Annotated in this window: 18 protein-coding genes and 1 pseudogene; 3 read left to right on the top strand and 16 right to left on the bottom strand. The window is 67.7% G+C overall.

Annotated elements, in window-relative coordinates:
• Nucleotides 1–24: 24 nt before the first annotated feature.
• The 13 genes and pseudogenes from ABT112_RS21325 to ABT112_RS21265 form a co-directional block, all read right to left on the bottom strand.
• Nucleotides 25–534: a hypothetical protein gene (locus ABT112_RS21325; RefSeq protein WP_351511832.1), complete on the bottom strand. Its 510-nt coding sequence runs from the start codon at nucleotides 532–534 to the stop codon at nucleotides 25–27.
• 613 nt (nucleotides 535–1147) lie between these two features.
• Entirely contained in the window at nucleotides 1148–2575 is a 1428-nt protein-coding gene (locus ABT112_RS21320; RefSeq protein ID WP_351511830.1) for a hypothetical protein, read from the bottom strand.
• Nucleotides 2575–3183: a hypothetical protein gene (locus ABT112_RS21315; protein ID WP_351511828.1), complete on the bottom strand. Its 609-nt coding sequence runs from the start codon at nucleotides 3181–3183 to the stop codon at nucleotides 2575–2577. The genes ABT112_RS21320 and ABT112_RS21315 overlap by 1 nt, the downstream gene beginning before the upstream one ends.
• A 580-nt stretch (nucleotides 3184–3763) precedes the next feature.
• On the bottom strand, nucleotides 3764–4534 hold the full coding sequence (locus ABT112_RS21310; protein ID WP_351511826.1) for a hypothetical protein: 771 nt from the start codon (nucleotides 4532–4534) through the stop codon (nucleotides 3764–3766).
• A 219-nt stretch (nucleotides 4535–4753) separates the two neighbouring features.
• On the bottom strand, nucleotides 4754–5446 hold the full coding sequence (locus ABT112_RS21305; protein ID WP_351511824.1) for a hypothetical protein: 693 nt from the start codon (nucleotides 5444–5446) through the stop codon (nucleotides 4754–4756).
• 26 nt (nucleotides 5447–5472) lie between these two features.
• On the bottom strand, nucleotides 5473–5940 hold the full coding sequence (locus ABT112_RS21300; RefSeq protein ID WP_351511822.1) for a hypothetical protein: 468 nt from the start codon (nucleotides 5938–5940) through the stop codon (nucleotides 5473–5475).
• Nucleotides 5941–5973: 33 nt separating this feature from the next.
• Nucleotides 5974–7479, bottom strand: a complete 1506-nt coding sequence (locus ABT112_RS21295; protein WP_351511820.1) for a putative type IV secretion/conjugal transfer ATPase — start codon at nucleotides 7477–7479, stop codon at nucleotides 5974–5976.
• Between the two features lie 26 nt (nucleotides 7480–7505).
• The gene (locus tag ABT112_RS21290; protein WP_351511818.1) at nucleotides 7506–7958 is read right to left on the bottom strand and encodes a DUF6238 family protein; all 453 of its coding nucleotides are present in this window, start codon (nucleotides 7956–7958) and stop codon (nucleotides 7506–7508) included.
• Between the two features lie 34 nt (nucleotides 7959–7992).
• A complete protein-coding gene (locus ABT112_RS21285; RefSeq protein ID WP_351511816.1) occupies nucleotides 7993–9462 on the bottom strand; it encodes an SCO6880 family protein in 1470 nt (489 codons plus the stop codon).
• 141 nt (nucleotides 9463–9603) lie between these two features.
• Nucleotides 9604–10905, bottom strand: a pseudogene (locus ABT112_RS21280) (SCO6881 family protein); the annotation flags it as partial.
• Nucleotides 10906–10926: 21 nt separating this feature from the next.
• Nucleotides 10927–11601: a hypothetical protein gene (locus tag ABT112_RS21275; RefSeq protein ID WP_351511812.1), complete on the bottom strand. Its 675-nt coding sequence runs from the start codon at nucleotides 11599–11601 to the stop codon at nucleotides 10927–10929.
• Nucleotides 11601–11909: a DUF6112 family protein gene (locus tag ABT112_RS21270; RefSeq protein ID WP_351511810.1), complete on the bottom strand. Its 309-nt coding sequence runs from the start codon at nucleotides 11907–11909 to the stop codon at nucleotides 11601–11603. Before ABT112_RS21270 ends, ABT112_RS21275 begins: the two co-directional genes overlap by 1 nt.
• 98 nt (nucleotides 11910–12007) lie before the next feature.
• Nucleotides 12008–13153 (bottom strand): C40 family peptidase, encoded by a 1146-nt coding sequence (locus ABT112_RS21265; RefSeq protein WP_351511808.1) that lies wholly within the window; start codon nucleotides 13151–13153, stop codon nucleotides 12008–12010.
• A gap of 576 nt (nucleotides 13154–13729) precedes the next feature.
• On the opposite strand from ABT112_RS21265, the gene ABT112_RS21260 reads away from it, so the two are divergent.
• A complete protein-coding gene (locus tag ABT112_RS21260) occupies nucleotides 13730–14476 on the top strand; it encodes a DNA-methyltransferase (RefSeq protein WP_351511806.1) in 747 nt (248 codons plus the stop codon).
• 120 nt (nucleotides 14477–14596) lie between these two features.
• Here the strand turns inward: ABT112_RS21260 and ABT112_RS21255 are convergent, their stop codons facing one another.
• Both ABT112_RS21255 and ABT112_RS21250 read right to left on the bottom strand, forming a co-directional pair.
• On the bottom strand, nucleotides 14597–15112 hold the full coding sequence (locus ABT112_RS21255) for a hypothetical protein (protein ID WP_351511804.1): 516 nt from the start codon (nucleotides 15110–15112) through the stop codon (nucleotides 14597–14599).
• A 247-nt stretch (nucleotides 15113–15359) separates the two neighbouring features.
• Nucleotides 15360–17267 carry an Hsp70 family protein gene (locus ABT112_RS21250; protein WP_351511802.1) on the bottom strand — a complete coding sequence of 636 codons (1908 nt, stop codon included), beginning with the start codon at nucleotides 17265–17267 and terminating at the stop codon, nucleotides 15360–15362.
• Between the two features lie 215 nt (nucleotides 17268–17482).
• Between ABT112_RS21250 and ABT112_RS21245 the strand changes: the two genes are divergently transcribed.
• The gene (locus tag ABT112_RS21245) at nucleotides 17483–17773 is read left to right on the top strand and encodes a hypothetical protein (protein WP_351511800.1); all 291 of its coding nucleotides are present in this window, start codon (nucleotides 17483–17485) and stop codon (nucleotides 17771–17773) included.
• A 99-nt stretch (nucleotides 17774–17872) separates the two neighbouring features.
• On the opposite strand, the gene ABT112_RS21240 is transcribed toward ABT112_RS21245, so the two are convergent.
• On the bottom strand, nucleotides 17873–18955 hold the full coding sequence (locus ABT112_RS21240) for a hypothetical protein (RefSeq protein ID WP_351511798.1): 1083 nt from the start codon (nucleotides 18953–18955) through the stop codon (nucleotides 17873–17875).
• A gap of 426 nt (nucleotides 18956–19381) precedes the next feature.
• On the opposite strand from ABT112_RS21240, the gene ABT112_RS21235 reads away from it, so the two are divergent.
• Nucleotides 19382–20404, top strand: coding sequence for a hypothetical protein (locus ABT112_RS21235; RefSeq protein WP_351511796.1), 1023 nt, complete (start codon nucleotides 19382–19384; stop codon nucleotides 20402–20404).
• The last annotated feature ends 58 nt before the right edge of the window (nucleotides 20405–20462 follow it).

The following is a 20462-nucleotide window of genomic DNA, read 5'->3' as shown; positions in this document are numbered from 1 at the left end:
GAGATCGCTGGTAGATGCCGCCACTCATCCCGGGGCGTCCAGGCCGTGGTCGCAGGTGAAGCTCGCGCAGGCGGCGCGGGCGAAGTGAGCGTCGTAGTGCAACCGGGCCCAGCGGCCGTCCTGCCGTATGACGGTGGCGACGATGTCGAGCCCGTCGGCCTGGTTGCGCAGGGCCACCCACCGGCAGGCCGCCGGGTCGGCGTCCGGCTCGATGCCCGTGGCGTCGAGGACCTCGCGCGTCAGCTCGAACCAGTCATCGTCGTCGAGTTCCACGTCGGTGTTGTTGCGGATGGAGCAGTGCCAGGTCAGGCGTCGGCCGGCGGCGTGGCCGGTCCGCGGTTTCCGTAGGGCGATCGGCTCGTCGAGATCCGATGCCAGGTCAGGAAGGGCGACGGTCTCCTGGGCGGTCAGCTCCGGGGACCACGCGGTGAGCAGGTAGGGAGCGAAGCCCGGATCGGTCCGGTGGAGGCGGCTGAGGAGATCCGTGGTGCTTTCGGTGCGCCGGACTTCGCAGTGCAGGGGGTACTTGGGCATCGGGTATCCAGGTCGCGGGCGTGGAGGGTGGAGCCGGTGCCCCGCCGCAGCGGGACGCCGGGCGGTCAGAAGCGGGGGGGGGGGTCTCGGTCGGCCGGTCGGCCTCGGTGGCGGCCTGGAGCAGCTCGGTGAGGTCGTCGGGCTCGGAGGAGCGCTGATCGATCCACCACCCGGCGCGGGTGACGGTGCGAGCGGCCTCCTTGATCTCCTCCCACTCCGTCTCACTGGCCGCGCCTTCGAGGACCAGGGTGGTGTAGGCGCCGGCCAGGACCTGACGGCGACAGCGCACACCCCATGCGACGGCTCGCTCGGTCCCCTCCAGAGGCGGCATCCGGTACCGCTGCGACCAGGCTTCGGATGCGGACTGCTCTTCGGACCGCTTGGCCTTCAGCCAGGCGGCCTTGTCCTGCTCGTCGTCCTCCTTGGAGGCCCGCCAGCAGTCGGTGCACGCCTGCTTGGCGAGCCACTCGGCAAACCCCGCGCGACGGTCGGCCGCCCGGTCGGACAGATCACGGTCAGCCTGGTGACCGCAGGAGTGAGCGATCGGCCATGGCCTCACTGAAAACGCTCACTGGGCCAGGGTTGCCTCGGTGGCGAGGGCTTGGCTATTCCACTATTCTGCGGCGTCGTCGTCAATCTCCCCGCGCAGCCTTAGTGATGCGTCAGGAAGTTCTTCGACGAGACGAAAGATCTCGCTGATTTCACTACGACGAAGGTTCCTGAGGAGCGGGATGGCGCTCTGCATAAACTCCGAGAGGTAAATCTTGGCCACGGTACGGCCTGTCGCAGCGCGCTTGGTCAGGTCGCACTTGATGTGCCTAGTCGGGCCGAGAGAGATGACCGCCGATCGAACCGATGACCTCCGCCCGAGGGCACTTCTTAGGTCTTCGAGAATCACCTCGGTGCTCAGGCCGAGAGGCGGCGCCGTGTACTCGATCTGCCCACCCGTCGCAGACTCGATCGCAAGCTCACTGATGGCCAATCCGGCCTCGGTGGCTCGGTCGAGCAGTTCGGGCAGATCGACACTGCCGTCCTCAATCTCTTCCATGAAGTCCATGGTGGAGATGGCGCCGACAGAGAAGAGGGCGCGGTATCGGTTAGTCGTGTACCCGAGGATGCCCGAGTGGGTGAACCAGCGCGGCTCGCTTCCGTACTCACTCTCAGCGAGAGCACTGGAGACGCGGCAGCTTTTCGCCTTGAAGCGGTCCAGGTTCGCCCGGACGAGCCTTTGGAGGTTGGCAGAGCTGGCTGGCATCTCGATCTCGCACAACTGGGCCAGAGAGACGCCGGAGCCGATGCGCTGCCAGAATTCCTCATCCTCCGCTACCGCGATTTCAAGGAGTAGCTTCAAGCCTTCCGCGTCTAGGTCTGGGCGAACGTCCGTGGTGCCTGGGAAGCTCGCAGGAGATGCGCCGGAGCCCAGCCAGACGGCGTGAAGTAGCCGGGTGAACTGGTCGGCGTGTGACGGGTCAAGCAGCGACTCGGCAGCCTCGACAGCTCCCCGGGTCTGGTCCACCTCGGCCCGCTGAGCGCCAGCGAACCCCAAGCCAACGGCGTCACTCGTACACCGCGCCCTGGTCTGGTCGACCAGGCCCTTGCCGCCCTGTAGCACGGCGCGTGAGAGCAGCCCCAGCACCGGGCGCTCTCGCCGGTCAGCCGAGAAGGTATTAAGGCTGGCGGGGTCAGCGACTAGCGTTTGGGCGTTCGCAGATTCGCGTCCCAGCTCCGAGGTGTTGCCCTGGTCTCTCAGCGGCGCGAGCGGCATGAGGATCGGCTTGCGCTCCGAGATGACCTCGATGTCTTCCCTAAGATACTGGGGATTGGTACTTGTTCTGAGGAACACCTGACGTTCTTCTTTGCTCCCGTCCCATCGGAGTACAAGGTCAGGTGCGAAGGTGTGATTGAAATACTCGGTCGACTCGATCCTGACTGCTTCGTCTGACGAGCGAATGTTGTCAATTACCGCCCGCTTGATAGATTGCACGTTCTCAGCTGGGTCGCCTCCCATGAGATTGGAGATGGCGAGAGAGTATTCACTCATCAGAGTTCCCCGTTCTCGATTTGGTGAGCTACGATGAGCGCGCGGTGCTTCGGAGTGATAACCAGTTGCTCTTGTTTCTTATCGAGCACGATAACCCAAAGGCGGCCAGCCACGTCTTCGACAAGATCTTGATCGATTTGGGTCTTGGCCTCGTCAATGTCTTCGGTGTCGAAAACTCTCGCTGTATTGCGCGGTAGGAGTAGGCCCTCAGTTACGGCAGTCGGCGTACATAGACTCTTCCATTTCCCCATCCGAAAAGGGTGCCAGGTGATCCATATGAAGTGGTCCGCTAGGCGATGTTCGTCCCGGCGGGTCAGGTAGCATTTAGCAACCCAGTCGTCGTAGTGAGAACCTTGATCTTGGGCATCCTTGTAATTTTTGCACTCCGCGACGAAAAAATGTCCCTCGAATTCTCCGCCGCTGAGAATCCCGCCTACGTCGAACGAATACGGTTGTTGATCGCCATGCGGCCAGTTGAAGTCAAGGCGAGATGCAAGAACCTCGTCCTCGTTCGTCCACGACTTAGTAACCCGCGTGGTCGAGTCGAGCCATCGCTTCGCCCGCCTTGCGCCGTCTGCCCCTTTTTGATGCATCGCTTCCCCTGGCATGTGGCGATGCTAGCCGTGCTCGCCGTCACTTGTAGCCACTTGATTGCGACTCGTTACGTCAGGTCGATGCCGACCCGCTCGGCGAGAAGCCGGATCACTCGGACTGCTTCGTCGGCCCAGGAGTTCCGGACCTTGATGGGCGCGCGACCGTAGCGGTCCAGGTCTCCTTGGTATGGCAGGGCAGGAACCTCAATGAGTACACCACCGTCGCCCTCGGCGAGAAACGCCTCCGCATCCGGAGCACCCCCTCCCTGAGAACCGTTTCAAGGCCCCGCCCGAGCCTCTGCTTCTCATCCTTGGTGTACCTGGACCACTCGCGCACGCGCACGCTGACTCCCCCTCGATGGCCGGGCCTAGTGGCCGGGACGGCGACTCTATTCCGCTGCCCTGACATGTCTGCCGAGCGGGCGTATCAAGACTTCACCGAGCGGGACGGGACCGCCCGCGTTGCCGGGGTGCGCGCACCGGCGGGCACTGTCGGGACCGGGCAAGACCGGCGCGGCACTGGGTATTCCGCACCTTGGAGCATCCCGCTGTACCAGCAACGGCCATGGGAACTTCTCCTTACGGGAGTTGGGGGTTAGCGGGTGCGGGAGAACGCGATGCGAGGGTCGACCGGCCGGGCCGCCGCAGCAGAGGTGGCGGGAGAGGCAACCGGAGCTGTGCCCGGGAGGCCGGCACGGGCTGGGCTGGCGGCGAGCGCGGCGGCACTGATGGGGGACGCGCGGGCGGTGAAGCCTTGGCCGCGCCCGTGGTTCGCGTTCGTTGCGGGCGTCGGGCGGCGGCGCGTTGCTGCATCCTGAGCGAGGGCGGGCTGGGCCGCGATCTGGAGACCGGATCGGTGCATCGATACCGTGGCGTTGGCGACCTTTTCCAGGGCTTCGCTGCGGTTGATGGTGATGGGCAGCGTGTAGATGTCCAGGGCCTGGTCGTGCTGCCAGCCGTGCTCTTCCAGGAGCCGACCGCCGAGCGCGCGGGAGCGGTCATCGGTGGCCGCGACGATGCCGAGCTGCGGATGCTCGGCGAAAGCGAGGTCGGGTTCTATGCGCGGGGGCCGGTCACGGGAAGGAGCCGCTTCGGGGGACAGGGAGGGGTCGAACGCGGGATCCACGTCGACCTGGTAGCCGGCCTTGCGCAGTAGTTCGACGGCCCGGGTGACGCGGCCCTGTCCATCACGCTGTTGATCGGCCAGTGCGTAGAGCTTCGGGTGATCCGGGACGGGGTGGAAGTCGAACCCCTTCAGCATCCATGCGCTGGCCGCAAGGTGCTTCGGGTTCGCGGCGACGATGCCGTAGTCGGGGTGACGGCCGAAGGCGACATCGGGAAGCGAATCGTGATCGGGGGCGGGCATAGCTGATCCATCCGGTGCTGGCTCGTACAGAGGGGCAGTCGAGGGCCGGGATGGTTCTGCTGGTGCGGGACATGGAGGACTCCGAAGAAGGAACGAGGGCAGGGCGGCAGCGAGGAGCGCGGCCGAAGCCGCTGGCAGGCCGAGAGCAACCCGGCCGCGTTGAGATGAGGATCCGGGGATCGGCCGGTTTGGCCGCGCCGCAAGTCGGTGATATGCGCGTCAGCGGGAACGGCCCGGGGCCGTCGGAGTCGGCGCCGGGGGTGCAGAGGGCGAAGCGGGTAGTGCCCCGCGGTTGCCGGCGGCGGATCGAGCCAGGGCCACCCGCGCACGGTCGGTCTGCGAGGGCTGATCGGAATCCGCCCGGCCCGCCAGGTAGTCGGCAGCTCGAACCAGCGCCGGACCCTGGAAGGACAGCTCGTCCGCGTACCGCCAGCCGTCGGCATTCCGGATTCGCTCCGCTTGGCTCTCGTAGATCTTCCGCGAGCCCGGAAGGGAGGCGTCCATGAGCGCCATGATCTGGTCCCATTCGTGCCGGAGCTGGCCTGCTCGTTCCAGAGTGGTGTCGATCCCGTGCAGCCGGTGGAGGTCGTCGCTGATCGGCCCCTCGACGTAGTCGGCACCGCTGGCGGTGGCGCGGACACTGGCCCGGACCTCGGGGCCGTGGGCGAGGAAGACCTCAACGTGCTCCCACGCTTCGGCGTCGCGTTTCGCCATGCCGTCCGGGTAGCTCTCCTCGTCGATGGGCCAGTTGTCGTGGTCGCAGGACGAGTCCGATGCTGCGTCCCAGGCGTCGGACGCCCGCTCGATGCCGGCAGCGGCCGAGGCCAGCGCCGGGATGTGCAGCCGCCAGGCCAGGTGATCGGTGATCGCCGGGGACCGGTCCTCAGCGGGAGAAGTGGGAGAAGTGGACATGATCGTTCCTTGTTCTGTGCCGGTCGTCACCGCGAACGCGGCAGCGAACGGACGGGGGGCGACGGCAGGGGAGCAGGTGCCTCGGTCGGACCGAGGCAAGCCCCTCGTGCTGAGGCGGCCGGGGAGGCACGGGCTGCCGCTGCCGTTCGATGCGAGCCGGGGCGGATCTCGTGGGATATGCCCTCCCTCACGAGGTGCAGCTCCTCGCCGAGGTCGGCCAGGCGCCCGGCGAGGACGGCCAGCTCGGCGGCGCTGCCGCGGGCGCCGTGAGCGCGGCACCATTCCGAGGCGGTTTCGAGCATCTGGTGCAGCCCGGCCACCGTGCCGAAATCCCCCGTGACCACCGTGGAGAACAGCTCGTCGAACTCCTCGGGCCGGGCGGCGGCAAGACGGTCGTTCCAGCAGGCCGACCGGCCGCCGATGTCCGAACTGCCGGTCGAGGTGCGGACTTCTCCGAGCGTTCGGTGTTCTGCCCGCGCTACGGTGGACGACATGAGGTAACTCCCCTTCAGTGCAAGCTGGTTGGGCTAGGCGGCCATGCGGGCGTCGGTGTCGAACAGCTTGCGCTCGGCGGGGTGCAGGACGTGTTGCGTGATGAAGCTGCGGCCGGCGACTTTCCATAGGCCCCGGCCCTTGGTCAGGGCGGACACGGCCTGGGTTTCGACGCCGGTCAGGCCGAGCAGCGAAGCGGCGGCGGTGAGCTGGTCGGGCTCCTGGCGGTAGATGATGCGGGTGGAGCAGTCGGCCAGGAGGCCCTCGGCCAGGACTCGGCCGCGCGAGCCGGCGTCGCCCGCCGAGAGCAGGTCCGACAGCCGGTGGATGATCATGAGATTCGCGATGCCGAGCCCTCGGCTGAGCTTCCACTGTGACTGCATCCGCTCCAGCAGGCCGATGTGCCTCAGCAACCTCCAGGCTTCGTCGTAGATCACCCAGCGTCGGCCGCCGTCGGGGTCGGCGAGGGCGGACTCCATCCACGCGCTCGCGCAGGTCATCGCCAGCACCAAGGCCGTGTCGTCGCCACCGCCGCTGAGGCGGGAGAGGTCGATGGACAGCATCGGCGTGGTCGGGTCGAATGCCACGGTGCTCGGGGCGTCGAACATGCCGCTCAAGTCGCCGTGCACCAGTCGGCGCAGGGCGTGCGCGAGGTCCTGAGCGGCTGGCCCCAGGTGTCCGGTCTGGTTGCCGAGGGCTCGGTCGAGGCGTTCGGGTGAGCCGAGGGCGTGCGCGATGTCGCCGAGCAGCGGCACCGTGCTGCTGGCGTCCGCTTCGGTGACGACCAGGTCGAGGGCGAGGTCCAGGGCGGTGTGCTCCATCGGCTGGAGATCGCGCTTGAGCACGGTGCGAGCCAGGCCGGCCAGGAGCAGCAGGCGGCGCTTTCGGACTTCGGTTGCCCAGTTGTCCTCGCTGACGGAGGCGGGCCGGGCCGGGGCGTCCAAGGGGTTCAACCTGCCCGGCAGCCCCGGCCCGAGCGCGATGGTGTGGCCGCCGAGGGCCTGGGCCACGGCCGTCCACTCGCCCTTCGGGTCGGAAGGGACGTAGATCCGGTAGCCGTGGGCGATCGACCTGGTGGCGATGGACTTCGCCAACGCCGACTTCCCCATGCCGATGATCCCGGCGAGGACCGCGTTGGGGTTCGTGAAGCCCTCGACCCGCCCGCTGCTGTACAGCGAGAACGGGTCGAAGCAGAACGCGGCCTCCGCGTGGACATCGCGCCCGATGAAGACCCCGTCCGCCCCCAGACCGCCCTCGGCCACGAAGGGGTAGGCGCCGGAGGCCGTGGCGGTGGTCATCCGGTGGGCGGGCAGGTGGAGCTTGCCGCCCCGTGCCGAGGAGGGGCCGGGGCGTCCGGACTGCGGGTAGGTCGGCAGCAGTTCCGGGGCGAGGGTTGCCTCGGTGCGGTGCTTGGGCGGTGTTCCGGCGAGGCGGGCCTGGCGGCGGGCTTCGGCGAAACCGGCGCGGGCGGCCCTCCGCCGAGCGCGTGATGCCTTGCGGGGGACGAACAGGGGGGAGGCGCTGGCGCGGGTGCGGGGCATGAACGTTTCTCCAGAACGGATGGCGGTCAGCGGCGGACGAGGCCGGTGAACGGCGCGTGCAGGTCGGCCGGGGTGGTGCGGCGGCGCACCAGGTGCGCGGTGCGCTGGTGGCGCTGGCAGATGGTCAGCTCCGGCGCCCCTTCGGGCAGGCCGGCCTTGCATGCCTCGCGATCCGGGACTTCGCCGGAGTCCGGCCGGGGTGCCGCGTGGTAGGCGGCGTGGATGTGGTTGGCGGCCTGCCAGATGCGGGTGCGGGCGGCGCGGAGCGGGTCGCCTTCGGCCGGGACGAGCTGCCCGACACGAACGGCATGGGCGTCGAGCAGCCCGTGCAGCGAGACGAGGTGGGAGTGCAGGGCGTCCAGTTCGGCGCGGGTGGTGACGAGGGGGCCGTTCGGGAGGTTGAGCGCGCGGTGGAAGTCGAGCGCGGCGGTGGCGAAGGGCACGAAGTCCTCCGCGATCGGGCTGGCGGTGCAGGACATGAGGAGGTTCTCTCAGAGGGAGGGACGGCCGGGATCAAGCGGCGAGAGCGAGCGGCATGGCGGCGGCGGTGAAAGCCTCGGCCTGCTGCCAGGTGAGCGGCCGGAGGTCGAGCTGGGCGCCGACGGCGGCGGTCTCCACGACCGCGCAGGCGGAACGGAGTTCTTCCTCGGAATCGGCCGAGACGGTCAGCAGACCGGTCAAGGCGACATCCGCATGGCCCGCGATGAGCTGACGCTCCCGCGACTTGATGTCCTGGTACTCGATCGAGTCCGCCTCGGAGTCGACCTGCCCGCGCCGGGCCCGCTCGGCGGCATCCGCGATCACGCTGGCCTTCCTGCGCTGGACATCACGCAGGGCGGCGTCCAGCCCCTTCGGCTCGTAGGAGAGCGACAGCGTCCGCCGGACCCCACCGGTGAACAGGAGCTGATGCAGGAATCCGGCCGACGTCTCGGTCCTGGGCCAGTTCTCCACCCAGTACGTGGCGTGGACGGCCGTATCGGTCGTGATGTGGTCCGACTTCTCGACGACCACGACGGGGCCGGCAGCGGTGGGCTCGGCCTCGGGACGACCGGTGGCGGACCAACGGTCCAGCGATGCGAGGGCCTTCGGGTCGTACGCTGTCCGTACGACAGCCGCGATCTCGCGGGCGGTGAGCCACCCGGTGGGGGTGAGGCCGGCGGTCCGAGCGGCCTGGTCGAAGGTGGAGGTCAGCTGTCCCAGGACGCTGAACGCTCCGGTCAGTCCGCCTCCGGCCTGGTTGATCAGCCGGCGCGCCGCCTTGATGTCGAGCGACACCGCGACGTACGCCTCGTGCGGCGCTGCGGCCGGGCCCGCGCTCTTGACCAGTTCGCTGTAGATCGTGCCGGCCACGGGGGCATGGGGTCGGCCGTGCTCCTCCCAGTAGCGGCGCAGGGCGTCGCCGGAGTCCGGGACGGTGCGCTCGATCACCTGGATGCGGGCGACCTGCCTGGTCCGGGCGAGCGCGGCCAGCGCGCGTCCCCAGCCGCCCACGTTGGCCTGCTGGGTGCCCGGGTCGAGCAGCGCGTAGGCGCGGGAAGAGACCTTGACCACGGCGGTCAGCGTGCCGGCATGGGGGTCGTGGACCGCACCGTATCGGCGGTCGGGAGCGGTGACCACGCGCAGGCTGGCCGCGGTGCCGGGCAGATGGAGCAGCCCTTCACGAGCCGGTCGGCGGGAGGGCCGGGTGAGCCAGACGAGCTGCCCTCGCATCCGGCGCAGGACGTACCGGGTGGCGATCGGAACCCAGTCCGCCAGGGCGCGGCCTCGGTGGCGAACGAAGACGAGGAGGGCGATGGCGGCCCACAGGGGGATGAGTTCGAGAGCGCCGACCACGCCGCGGGTGAGGACCACGGCGAGCAGAAGAAGGCCGGTCAGGCCCGCGACGACCAGTTGCGGGGCGGTCAGGCCGAGCAGGATGCCGCGCCTGCTGCGGTGGGGAAACTTCACGGTGGCCGTGGCTTCGGCTTGGTGCTTGCCGGACATGAGGGTTCCAGACGGTGGGAGCGGGCGGAGGGCGGGGCGCGCGGCGCTCTTCTGGAGGTCATGGCGAGGCTCCTCTGGTGGTCGGTCGGGAGAGGTGGGGGCGGGCTGGGTGTGCAGCCCGCCCCCGGATGTGATCGGTCAGGTGCCCGAAGGCGGTGGTGCGGCCGGATCGCCGGTGCCCACGTAGGTCACGCTGGCGCCCGGAGCCGACGCGCCAGCGACGCTGACGGGTACCCCGGCAGTCCCTGCTTCGTCTTCGTGGGGGCGTGTGATGAGCGGTGGGATGCCGGGTCGCTGAATCAGGGCCCGGCCTTTGTCGCCCTGCGCGTTTGGATCCTCGCCGTACCGGAACCGGGTCTGTGGCGTGGGCAGTCCGGCGTCGATGCCCTCCTTGCTGAGAGTGCTGCCGGAGGGGTTGATCCCGGAGGCGACGCCATCGGCACCGGCGCCGGGAACCTGGCTCGGACCCTGTGGCGCAGGTGCGCGCGTGCCGGCCTGCATCGCCAGGCCGCCCGCGGTCTTCGCCGCCCCAGCGGCGACCGCCATACCGGCAACACCGGTGCGGTGCAGGTCGTCCTGGCCGCCGCCTTCGCTGGCCCAGTGCACGAACCTGTACGTCGCGTACGGGCACAACAGGACCAGCACCATCACGACGATGCCTGCCAGCGCGTCGGACAACGCGGCCATACCGTCGTGGGCATCGGCCTTGCCCATCGCCGAGACGCCGATGAGGAAGACCACGGTCATCAGGAGTTTCGACACGACCAGGGTGGCGGTCGCCTCGATCCAGCCACGCCGCCATCGCTTGGCGACCTCCCAGCCGCCCCCGGCGCCGGCGAAGACGGCCAGCGCGACCAGGACCAGGACGCCGACCTTGCGGGCGACCATCACGCCCCAGTACAGGAACGCGCCGATCGCGCAGCCGAGTGCGACCAGGCTGGGGACGCCCCAGCCGAGGCCGTACATCGCCCCCAGTTCGTTGACCTTGATCACGCGGCGGATCGCGTCGTCTACCGAGGTGTTGGCCGCCTGGAAAAGGCCGTTGGACAAGGCATCGACCACGGTGATGGCGACGCTGGTGAAGGCGATGGCGCAGAAGCTGAACAGGACGCCGGTCATGGTGCCGATCGCGGCTTGAGCCAGGGCGCGTTCGTCTCGCCGCCAGGCCGCGAACATCAACTGGAGGCAGAACGTGCCGACGGTCAGCGCGAGCCCGATGGGCAGCAGCAGCTCGTAGTTGTCCCGGAACCACCCGGCATTGAGGTCGATGGCGGTCGTCTCGTTGACGGCCGTGGCAGCGAGATCCGCCGCGCTGGCCGCCAGTTCACCTGCCGACTTCGCGATCCACGCGCCGATACCGTCGGTGACGGCTCCTGCGGGGTTGGCGGCGAAGTCGACGGCGCCGCACACCTTGTCCATCAGCGGGAAGTCGCAGACTGCCATGGTGATACCTCCTTCCTGGGGTCAGGGCGCGACGGACGGCATGACGCCGACCAAGGCGCAGGGCTGGTGGGGACGGCACTGGACCGCGAGGGTGGTGGTACGGCTCTCCGCACCGCCGGCGTGCGAGCCCTTCCAGGCGATCGACTGCTTGCCGGAGACCGTGACGGCGTAGATGTACGCCTGTGTGATCGCCCCGGGATCGGACTGAAGAGCACGGGTGAAGGAGTCCGGGAAGTGCCCCTCGTGGACCTTGGCGGTGGCGAACTGGCGGTTGGCGGCCATCTCCTTCCACAGCACGGCCGAGGGGACGACCTTGTCGACCGACCCCAGATCGGCGTACTTGTCCTCGGCGGTCAGCCACCCGCGCAGAGCGGTCCGCAGCTCCGCACGCGAGTACGCGCGCGTGTCGTAGGACCACAGCGCTGCCGCGGCGGACTCCCCGAACGCGATCGGGTCATGGGTCTTCGGAGGACCCGGCAGGGCACGAGGGCGGCTGCGCGGTGCGGACGAAGCGGTCGAGGGGGCCGTGGGCGAACTCGTTTGGACAGCAGGGGCTTTGGAGGGGCTCCTGCCATCGCGGGTGAGGTACGCGGCCAGGCCGGCGAGGGCGACAAGCACCACCAGGACAACGGTGCCGAGCAGCGCCCGGCGGCGCACGCGAGATGCGCCGCCGGGGTGGGTGGAGTGCTGAGCCATCAGTGGACCTGCGTCCCGAGCGTGCTGAAGAAGGCCACCACGCTGTTCGCCGCGCCCAGCAGGAGGGCCGAGCCGGCGCTCACCAGCACGCCCTTCTTCCCGTTCGCCTCCGCCTGGTGGCCGCCCGAGTGGTGGCCCCAGGCCCATACGCCCGCGCTGACGGCGAGGGCGCCGACCACGGCGATGAGGCCGAAGAGGTTGATCGAGCCCATCACCTGCTTGAGGACGTTAAGGCCCGGCAGGCCGCCCTCGTTCGGCTTGATCCCAGGATCGTAGGCGAGCTGTATGACCTGGTCAGCGAGATGCATGGGGAACTCCAATTCGATTTACTGCACGCCAAAGCCCCAGAGGGTGGAGCGGCGGTGCGAGAAGAGGGGGGAGAAGGAGGGAAGAGAGAAATCGCCGGTCAGACGACTCGGCGGGCCGCGAGAATCTGCGGCTTCCAGGACGCGAGGGTCGCGATGCGGACCACGTCGCCGGTGTGCGGGGCGTGGACGACCAGACCTCGGCCGATGACCATGCCGACGTGCTCCGGACGGGACACGATGCCCTCGGTGAACACCAGGTCGCCCGGCTCCAGCGAGCCGACCGAGACCGGCTTGCCGTCCTTGACCTGCGTGTACGTCGTCCGAGACAGGGCGACCCCGGCAGCCTTGTACGACTGCTGCATCAGGGACGAGCAGTCACACCGACGCATCGGCACCTTGCTGTGAGGAGCAGTGCAGTGCCCGCCCCACTGATACGGCGTGCCGAGCTGGCCGAGCGCCCACCGGATCGCCGTCCGGACCTTCGGCGGAGCATCGGCGGGGATCTTGTACCCAGCCGGCACCGCGCCGGGTGGAATGGTGCCGAAGTCGGTCCCGTCCCCGTCGGCCGCACAGCCGCCCGCGGTACCGGGCGAAGGACTGCCGGTGCTGGCCGAGCCGGACGGCGAAGGGCTCGGTGACGCGTCACCGGCCTTCGCCAGCGCGGGCACGATGGCCTTCTGCAGTGCGGTGGCCAAGGGCTCCCACTTGGCGTACGCCTCCGGGAAGCCCGACCGCTGCACCGCCTGAGCGGCCTGCGCGATGGACAGGGACTGCCAGCCCGAGACCTTCTGGAGTCCCTCGTAGAACGTGGTCGAGGTGTGCATCGGGTCGAGGATCTCGTTCGCCGTGCCCCAGCCCTGCGACGGACGTTGCTGGAACAACCCCAGGCTGTCACGGTCGCCGTAGGTCAGGTTCCGCAGGCCGCTTTCCTGCAGGGCGGTCGCCAGGGCCACGACCTGCCCCCGGGCCGGAATGTGCATCGCGACGCCGGTGGCCTGGATCTTCTTGGCGTTGGGCACCTGCTCGGCCGGATCGCTCAGCCCCGGCACGTGGACCGAGCCCTTGTCGCCGCCGTCCAGGATGGCCTTCACCTGAGCGGCGACAGCTGCGGCATCCACAGGCCGTGCACCGTCGGTCGAGCAGGAGGCCGACGCGGTCTCGGCGCCAAAGGCGAGGACGGGAACGGCCAGCAGCAGCGGACCGGTTGCGCAGAGACCGACAACGGCTCCAGTGGTCTTCTTCACCGCCGCCGCCGTTCACCAAGGTGGCGGCGATGGCCGGGTGCCGACGGTGGGTCGGGGCTATGGGGTTTCAGGGCATGCTGCATCGCAGCGGCTCCTCGGTGTTCGCAGGAGACGCGGTGCCGACTTCTCGTGCAAAGCCGTCGGCACCGCGCCGATGTGAATCCGCCTGTCGGGCGGGCCCGGGTCAAAGGAGTTGGTTGCTCCCGGACGCCGGTCTCAGGTCACGCGCGGCAGCCGGCCGCGCTCGTAATCTCAGGCAGTACACCGGCTCTCCTGACGGCGTGGGGAACGAGGGGAAACGCGCCTTCCGCATAGCTCGCTTGGACGAGACAACACGGATAAGCACAGGTCAACGGGGGTGAAGCGAGGCTTCGGCTCGGTGACAGGGCGAGACAGTAGACCGGGATTCCGGCCGCACCAAACGACTCCCGGGCCCCCGCCCGGAGCGCGGCTCACCTCGTTAGGTGCGGCCGGAAATCACGCCTAACATCCGGCACCACCCGCCCCGACGAGCGTTGTTGAACGCCGTCCGGAGCGGCCCCCCAGCCCTGCCATGCCCTGAAAGAGGCCCTGCACATGAGCTATACGCTGCACCGAGGCGACGCCCTCACCGTGCTCAAGTCCCTCCCGGACGAGAGCGTCCAGGCGGTGATCACCGACCCGCCGTACAACTCCGGCGGGCGGGCCAGCTCGGACCGCACCGGCCGTACCGCGCGAGCCAAGTACGTCACCAGCGGATCCGCGCACGACCTCGCCAACTTCCCCGGTGAGAACCGTGACCAGCGCTCGTACCGGGCCTGGCTGACCGACCTCCTCACCGAGGCGTACCGGGCATCGACCGAGCACGCGGTCGTCATGGTCTTCTCCGACTGGCGCCAGGGCCCGACCACGTCCGACGCCCTGCAGATGGCGGGGTGGACCTGGAGCGGCACGATCCCGTGGATCAAGCCCTCCAGCCGGCCCCGCAAGGGCGGGTTCAAGCAGGACTCCGAGTACATCCTGTGGGGCGTCAAGGGCAGCCTGGACAAGGACCGGGACCTGTACCTGCCCGGCCACTACATCGCTTCCCAGCCGCGTAAGGGCAGGGTGCACATCACCCAGAAGCCGGTCGAGATCATGCAGCAGCTCGTCCAGATCTGCCCCGAAGGCGGCACCGTCCTCGACCCCTTCACCGGAAGCGGGTCCACCGGCGTCGCCGCCCTGCGCGAAGGCCGAAACTTCGTCGGCGTCGAGCTTTCCTCGCACTACGCCGAAGTCGCCGAGCAGCGCCTCCACGCCGAGCTGACGCAGGACGACTTCGTCCTGGCAGGGCCGAAGGAGTGAGCATGAGATCAGCAGACCGACCAGGCGGACCACATGGCGATGGGCGGTCGGAGCATCGACTCACCGATGCTCCGACCGCCCATCGCTGTACAACGCCCTATCCGGCGCGCTGGCACCGAATCAGAAGGACGGCCCGGTGAGGACTCGCTGGAGGCAGAAGACCTGCTGTTCCACGATGTAGCCGGGGGCGATCACGTACTGAGTGGGGAGACTGGGATCACACGAGAGCCAGGCCGCTTGTCGCGCCGGGTCGAGTTTTGCTCCGGGCAGCAGGTTGAAGTCCCACCGGAACGGCAGCCCGGTGCGGGTAGCCCGTTGCCACAGCGTCTGAGCTTGCGACAGGGCGCGCTCGATGTTGGTGGCGAGTCTGGCGCGGTCGGACTTGTTCAGGCCCAGGGAGCCTTCAATGAGGCCGACGGTGGGAGGATCTGTGAACAGCGCGCGGGTCAGCTCTCCGAGGAGCCACAGTTGCGCCGGCCGGTAAGTGGGCCGAGATCTACTGACGGTTACGGCTGCCTGCGCCAATGTTGCGAGATGGTGTTCGACCAGGGATTGGTAGTCGCTGGCGATGCTCTCGTGGTCGGCATGTGCATTCGACGGGAGGTCGTCGCGCTGGCGGGTCTGGGCGGCAAGCATGGCGGCCAGACGCTTCTCCAGCCGTTGGACTCGTGCGCCGGTTTGGTGTAGTTCCTGACGTAGAGCCTGGTTGTCCCTCTCGATAACGCAAAGGCGCTGGTGCCCCAGGTCGAGTTGTTCCTGGAGCCGGACTGCGTCGGCGGGGCGGAGGGAGGATTCTTGCTGGGGGGTTTGCCTGCGAGGGCACGGGCCTTCGGAGCAATGCGAGAACAGGCAGTGGATAGGCACGGGGGGTCTCCTGAGCGGGTCAGTAGTCGGTGGCGAAGTGGACGGTGGTGGCGACTTCTTCACCCGTTTTCTCGACCACGGCGCGTACCTTGATCTCGGTCTCGCCGAACCGCAGGTGTACCCGCACTCCGCGCTGGTCGAGGTCGTGCCTCATGACGCCTTTGAGGTTGACCACGACTCTGCCGATCTGCTCGCAGCCCGGGTCCGTCACGTACCGGGACTCTTTGTGCGTGGTTGTGTACAGGTCGAACGTGAGACTGGTGTGGTGCCCCTCAATGGGCCAGAAGAGATCGCTGATCTCCCGGTCCGTATCGACCGTGTCCCCGACGGTCACCAGCTTGGAGAACCGATTCCTGCAGTAGGCCACGCCCTCCGAGGAGACCTTGCGCAGATTCTCCGGGTCGATACCGGGCTCGAAACGGCTGACGCAGTTGACCCCGTAGGTGAAGCGGGCACGACGGGCGCGTGTCTGCGGGCTGTAGGCGAAGTGCACGGCGCCGTAGAGCACAGCGGAGCTTGGGTCCGGTGGCACCAGGACGTGGGCACGGCCTTTGAGGTGCTCCTTGAACGCGTGCTGTAGGTAGGGCGAATTGCTGAACCCGCCCACCATTAGGACCACTGGCTTGGGTGCGTCGGGGGCACTGTCTGCGGACGCCATCTCGGCGAGCTGTTCGTCAATGAGGTCCAGGACGTCGGGAACAACGGTGTCGAAGATGTCCTGCATCTCCTCGGGAGTGATCAGGATGGCGTGTGTAGTACCGCGCTGTTTGCGAGCAAGGCGCTTACGTACGGCGGCGCCCAGCTTCCGATCGATCACGCTGGGGATGGGCAGGGGGATGGGGGCCGTGGTGTCCGGCCCGAACGACACCTTCTGGCGTTCCCACGCCTCAACCAGGTCCAGCATCGCCTCGGGAACTTCTTCTCGAAGCTGCGCGACGAGTTCGGGCTTGCCGAAGCGGTCGACCAGGAGTTGGTCCTCGAAGCGGCGGTTGAGTTCGTTCGAGCCGTACCGTCCGCCATTGACGAGGCCGACTTCGACCATGCGACCGGCCTCGTCGTTCACGTAGGCAGCCAAGTCCACAGTGCCGCCGCCGTTGTCAGCGACCAGGATGCGGCGGCCGGGAGCCGCAAGGTCCGTCGAAAGGAGATCTTCCTCGTCGGGTGTCCTCGCGCCGCGGACACGTGCGTGGTGGACTGCGGCCTCTGGCTCTAGAGCGAGGATGAGCCGTCCGTCCTCCGTGGAGAACCCGGCCGCAGCGGCACACCGTCTGACGGACTGCCTGAGCGCGTCGTTGAAGATGGCCGGCACCGTGATGCCCCAGCGGACATCTTCTTCCAGGTATCCACTGCTGGTGATCTGTGCCAGCGCGGCCTCGCGAACGCGAGACAGCAGCTCGATCGTCAACCGCTCTGCTTCACTGGGCGGTTCAGCCAACCTCGGGAACAGCTGAACCGCGTCGTCCTCGCTCTCGTCGTCCTCGTCTTCGTCGTCCTCGTCAGGCCCCGCATCCGGGCTCCCGTGGTCCTTAGGCCCTGATGGCCCGGCACTCTCCGCTTCCTCTACTTCGGGCTTGCCTGCGCATGCAACTCCGCTGTGGTACGCAGCTCGGCCGTTCCTGCTGGCTGGCCTCGACGACTTCATCAGGTCCATCTTGAACGAGGCTCGATACTGGAGCCCCTGGTCGCCATGGAGGAGGCTCAGAGCCTGGCGTCTGGCTTCATACCCCCAGGCGAGAACCTTGCCCTCCTCGCCCAGCAGCAGAGCCGAGAGGTTCTTGACCGCGGCCACAGGCTGACCCGGCCACTGCGTGAAGAAGTGAATCCGGCGACGCTCGGCGTCGTCGTTCTCCTCATCAATGACCGCCCACGCGAAACCCGTGGCATACGTGCCGAGGTCGATTCCACAGACGACCAACGGTTTGGACATGTCTCTCCCGTGATCTGGTGCCGCTTAGCGCCCAGCGACTAGGCGACGACGTACTGGTTCAGGGGAACGATCTCTGGCAATTTCCCAAATCGGGGCGGACGCGCCGTCACCTCGACCCAAAGTGCGCCCTAATGAGGGACATTGGGCGGCTAATATGACGGCGAAAGCTTCCCAGAATTGGGCATGTATATTTCTGGGAAGATCCGGGAGGTTTGATGAGCAGCAACATGAACCCACCTGTGCGACTCACGGAACGCGAACCAGAGGCTTGGAGAAGTGGCCTCTACGTGAGGGTCCCCACCCCCACCGATAGCGATGACGATGAGCTACCCGAGGAGGATGGCGGCGAGGAGATCATCGCGAAGCTCCGCGCTTATGGGGATATGAAGGCATCTCGCAACAACCTGATCCGCGAGGCGGACGCCCACCAGATCGAAGAGGCGTTGATCGCTCGCCTAATGGGGCATTCGCGCACCACTATCCGGTCGGTTCTGGGGAAGCGCTAGATGTAGGGCGGCTGAAGCGCTGAGCGTCGATGCTTCAGCCGCCCGCTCCGCAGTCCTCCCCTGGGCGGCGGAGCGGGCGGCTGATCTTCCGGGGCGCCATCAACGGGCCTGTCGCCGAAGGCGACCAAGCTCCTTCCGGCGAGCCTCGGCCCCACGCCGAAGACGCGAGACTGTTTCGTGACGACGGTGGCAGTTCGGGACACAGTCTGCGGTCATTCCCGGCGGGTTACCCGTAACTCGTGTGATTGCGTCGCTCGGGCTACCAGTGAAGGCGAGCGCCTGGTTGTACTCGGCGACCTCACACGCCGCACCCGCATCGAGCATCTGCAAGTCGAGTCGGCCAGGAGTGTTTTCGGGGCCGTCGAACCAGAGACGACATCCTTTCTCCCCGAGGGCGCAGGAACAGGTGCGCATGTCCTCCTTGAGCGCAATTCCGCAGAGCTGGTTGGTCAGGTGCTCGACGAGCACGTCGTGGTCCGCCCACCGCGCTCCGGCGAAAGTCAGCCGAAACCCGTACGTGCTGGTGTGCTTGGTGAAACCGGCCATGTCCAGCCAGTCGGCTTCCGAACGGAGAATCAATAGCCGACGCAGCAGAGCGCTGCCGAAGGCTGCTGTTTCCCTCCACGCTTCCTCGAACCAGCCGTGCTCGTGCGCGAAGGCCCGTTCGCCGGGCGTCGGACCCTGGTGCCTGCACGGGGAGTGATCGCTGTGCTTGGCAGCGGTCAAGTCCCGGATCTCCTCGGCCTGTGCCCAGGCTCGGTCTGGGATGCCCTCAAGCCGAAGGCGTGCGGCAGTTCCGTGGAGCCCGATGTCGAGCCTGCCGTGGCCGGAGTTGATCACACGTAGGCCGCTGATTCCACACAGGTCGTCCTTGCCTCCGGACGAGAACAGCCCCCAGGCGATCAGTTCGGCCAGGCCGTCGGGGTCGGCGTCAGCTGCGAAGCGGATAACCGGACGTTGCGCATCCGGGATGACGCGCAGGATGCGCAATGGTCGGGTGGTGTACGTGGTGGGGTACTCAAGCAAGGCCCGCAGAACCTGGCTTTCGAGGAACGCTTGCTCGCCTCGGGCGGCCGGAATGAGCGGGCTTCCCTTCGGAAGTTCTTCGATGCGCGCCTTCGCGCCGGCCCAGGTTTCCCCGGTGTAGCGGCGACATAGGTCGATCACGTCGTTCTTGGGCACGACAGACTCCTTCGTGCGCTGCCGGATCTCAGCGAGGGAAAGAGGGAACTGCCTGCGAGGACGAGGGGCTTGCACAGTAGAGTGACGAAACCATGAGGGCGCCTTGGGCTTTCGACACGCTGCGCCATCGATCCGGGAAGGCGCACGACGAGGGTTCCATCAACCCGGGCCGGAACGTATTCGGACTGAAGCGGTTACGCAAGTACCTGCGGCCGTCCGGGTGCAAGAACACATCTGGTTTCGCGAAATAAGGAAAGGCGGGCATGAGTCCTGCTAGGTTCCCAGTGCGGCTAGCCACCGCTCCCCGGAGATACATCGGCCCATTTTGTCTCCAGGCTCGGGTGAACCGGCTTCCAGACGCCTTTCATGCATCCATGGGGATCTCGACTTCCGCACGTCCTGGGCCGAGGCGTTCAGGAGAGACCTATGAGCACGATGCGACAAGACGTCTCCTTGCTCCGGCGTCGCTACACAGGCGAGAGCGTCCAACAAGCCCGCCGCGCGATCGACCTCCTTGATCCTGAAGCGCCGCCCATCCCCACAGCCGCTACGGGGGTTCAGCAGTTCCTGGAGGCGCGTGTGCTCGTCAGTCTCCTGGAACTTCGAAACCACTACACCCGCTATCCCCTCGGCATCGCTGCGGTGTACCCGGAGCTGGACGGCATCGTCCTTCGTGTGGAGAGCGAAGAGCGAGCAGCCGAGATCCTCTTCAACCTGCTACCCACGTACGTTTCAGACCACGAGGTCCACGGCGTGCCCGGCCTGCGCATCACGCAGCGTGACCGAACGGCGGTCGAATTGCGCGTGCTCGGTGCCCCCACCCGGCTGCGTCTGACCGGCCTGCCAGCGACCCTCTGGCGCAACGCTGTCGCAAGGATGATCGACAATTGGATCGATCCGAACCCCACACTCCTGTGCTGGCAGGGCTCGCCAAGCGCGTGGACTGACGCGGAGCGCGCACATCACGCCAGGTGGGAGGACGTGGACAGTGAATACACGCAGGTACAGAAACGCGGTGCGTGGCTGGGCAGCGGGCTGCTGCGCCGAGCTGCCCTCCTGCACACCGTGTCCAACACCTTCTTCGTCGACGGCCACCACGACGGCGGTGACACGGCGACGCTGGTCCTGCGTTCCTCTCACGTTCGGGGGCAGGGGCCCGGGCCGCACAACATCGTCGCTGCGCTTGCCCACCCCGTGTTTGGCCTTCCTCTTCATCTCAAGCGGTTCCGCGGCGACACCGACGAACACTTCGCCGGGGAGCAGCAGTTCGTCCTCGGGGACCATGGCAAGACAGCCATCCTCGATCTCCGGGCCGCATCAGAGCGGCCTGGTTCCAGGCTGAAGCCAGAACTCTGGCAGGCGATCCTCTGCGGCCTTCCCGAATCGGGATTTACGGAGAGCCTGTCTCCCGGCGTTCTCGCCGGCCTCTGCGGCCTCGGCGCGGCGTAGGCACGCCGTCTCGGACCATGGCGGTCACCATGGCGCGGAGAGGGCGGTACCACTACCA

The sequence above is a fragment of the Streptomyces sp. NPDC002055 genome, from assembly GCF_040296705.1.
GTDB lineage: Bacteria > Actinomycetota > Actinomycetes > Streptomycetales > Streptomycetaceae > Streptomyces.
Note: the sequence above shows the minus strand (reverse complement) of the source record. Positions and strands in the feature narration are given on the sequence as shown.

Excerpts from the sequence above, each read along its gene's own strand:
- ABT112_RS21325 (WP_351511832.1), bottom strand. The coding sequence starts at position 534 with ATGCCCAAGTACCCCCTGCACTGCGAAGTCCGGCGCACCGAAAGCACC.
- ABT112_RS21320 (WP_351511830.1), bottom strand. The coding sequence starts at position 2,575 with ATGAGTGAATACTCTCTCGCCATCTCCAATCTCATGGGAGGCGACCCA.
- ABT112_RS21315 (WP_351511828.1), bottom strand. The coding sequence starts at position 3,183 with ATGCCAGGGGAAGCGATGCATCAAAAAGGGGCAGACGGCGCAAGGCGG.
- ABT112_RS21310 (WP_351511826.1), bottom strand. The coding sequence starts at position 4,534 with ATGCCCGCCCCCGATCACGATTCGCTTCCCGATGTCGCCTTCGGCCGT.
- ABT112_RS21305 (WP_351511824.1), bottom strand. The coding sequence starts at position 5,446 with ATGTCCACTTCTCCCACTTCTCCCGCTGAGGACCGGTCCCCGGCGATC.
- ABT112_RS21300 (WP_351511822.1), bottom strand. The coding sequence starts at position 5,940 with ATGTCGTCCACCGTAGCGCGGGCAGAACACCGAACGCTCGGAGAAGTC.
- ABT112_RS21295 (WP_351511820.1), bottom strand. The coding sequence starts at position 7,479 with ATGCCCCGCACCCGCGCCAGCGCCTCCCCCCTGTTCGTCCCCCGCAAG.
- ABT112_RS21290 (WP_351511818.1), bottom strand. The coding sequence starts at position 7,958 with ATGTCCTGCACCGCCAGCCCGATCGCGGAGGACTTCGTGCCCTTCGCC.
- ABT112_RS21285 (WP_351511816.1), bottom strand. The coding sequence starts at position 9,462 with ATGTCCGGCAAGCACCAAGCCGAAGCCACGGCCACCGTGAAGTTTCCC.
- ABT112_RS21275 (WP_351511812.1), bottom strand. The coding sequence starts at position 11,601 with ATGGCTCAGCACTCCACCCACCCCGGCGGCGCATCTCGCGTGCGCCGC.
- ABT112_RS21270 (WP_351511810.1), bottom strand. The coding sequence starts at position 11,909 with ATGCATCTCGCTGACCAGGTCATACAGCTCGCCTACGATCCTGGGATC.
- ABT112_RS21260 (WP_351511806.1), top strand. The coding sequence starts at position 13,730 with ATGAGCTATACGCTGCACCGAGGCGACGCCCTCACCGTGCTCAAGTCC.
- ABT112_RS21255 (WP_351511804.1), bottom strand. The coding sequence starts at position 15,112 with ATGCTTGCCGCCCAGACCCGCCAGCGCGACGACCTCCCGTCGAATGCA.
- ABT112_RS21250 (WP_351511802.1), bottom strand. The coding sequence starts at position 17,267 with ATGTCCAAACCGTTGGTCGTCTGTGGAATCGACCTCGGCACGTATGCC.
- ABT112_RS21245 (WP_351511800.1), top strand. The coding sequence starts at position 17,483 with ATGAGCAGCAACATGAACCCACCTGTGCGACTCACGGAACGCGAACCA.
- ABT112_RS21235 (WP_351511796.1), top strand. The coding sequence starts at position 19,382 with ATGAGCACGATGCGACAAGACGTCTCCTTGCTCCGGCGTCGCTACACA.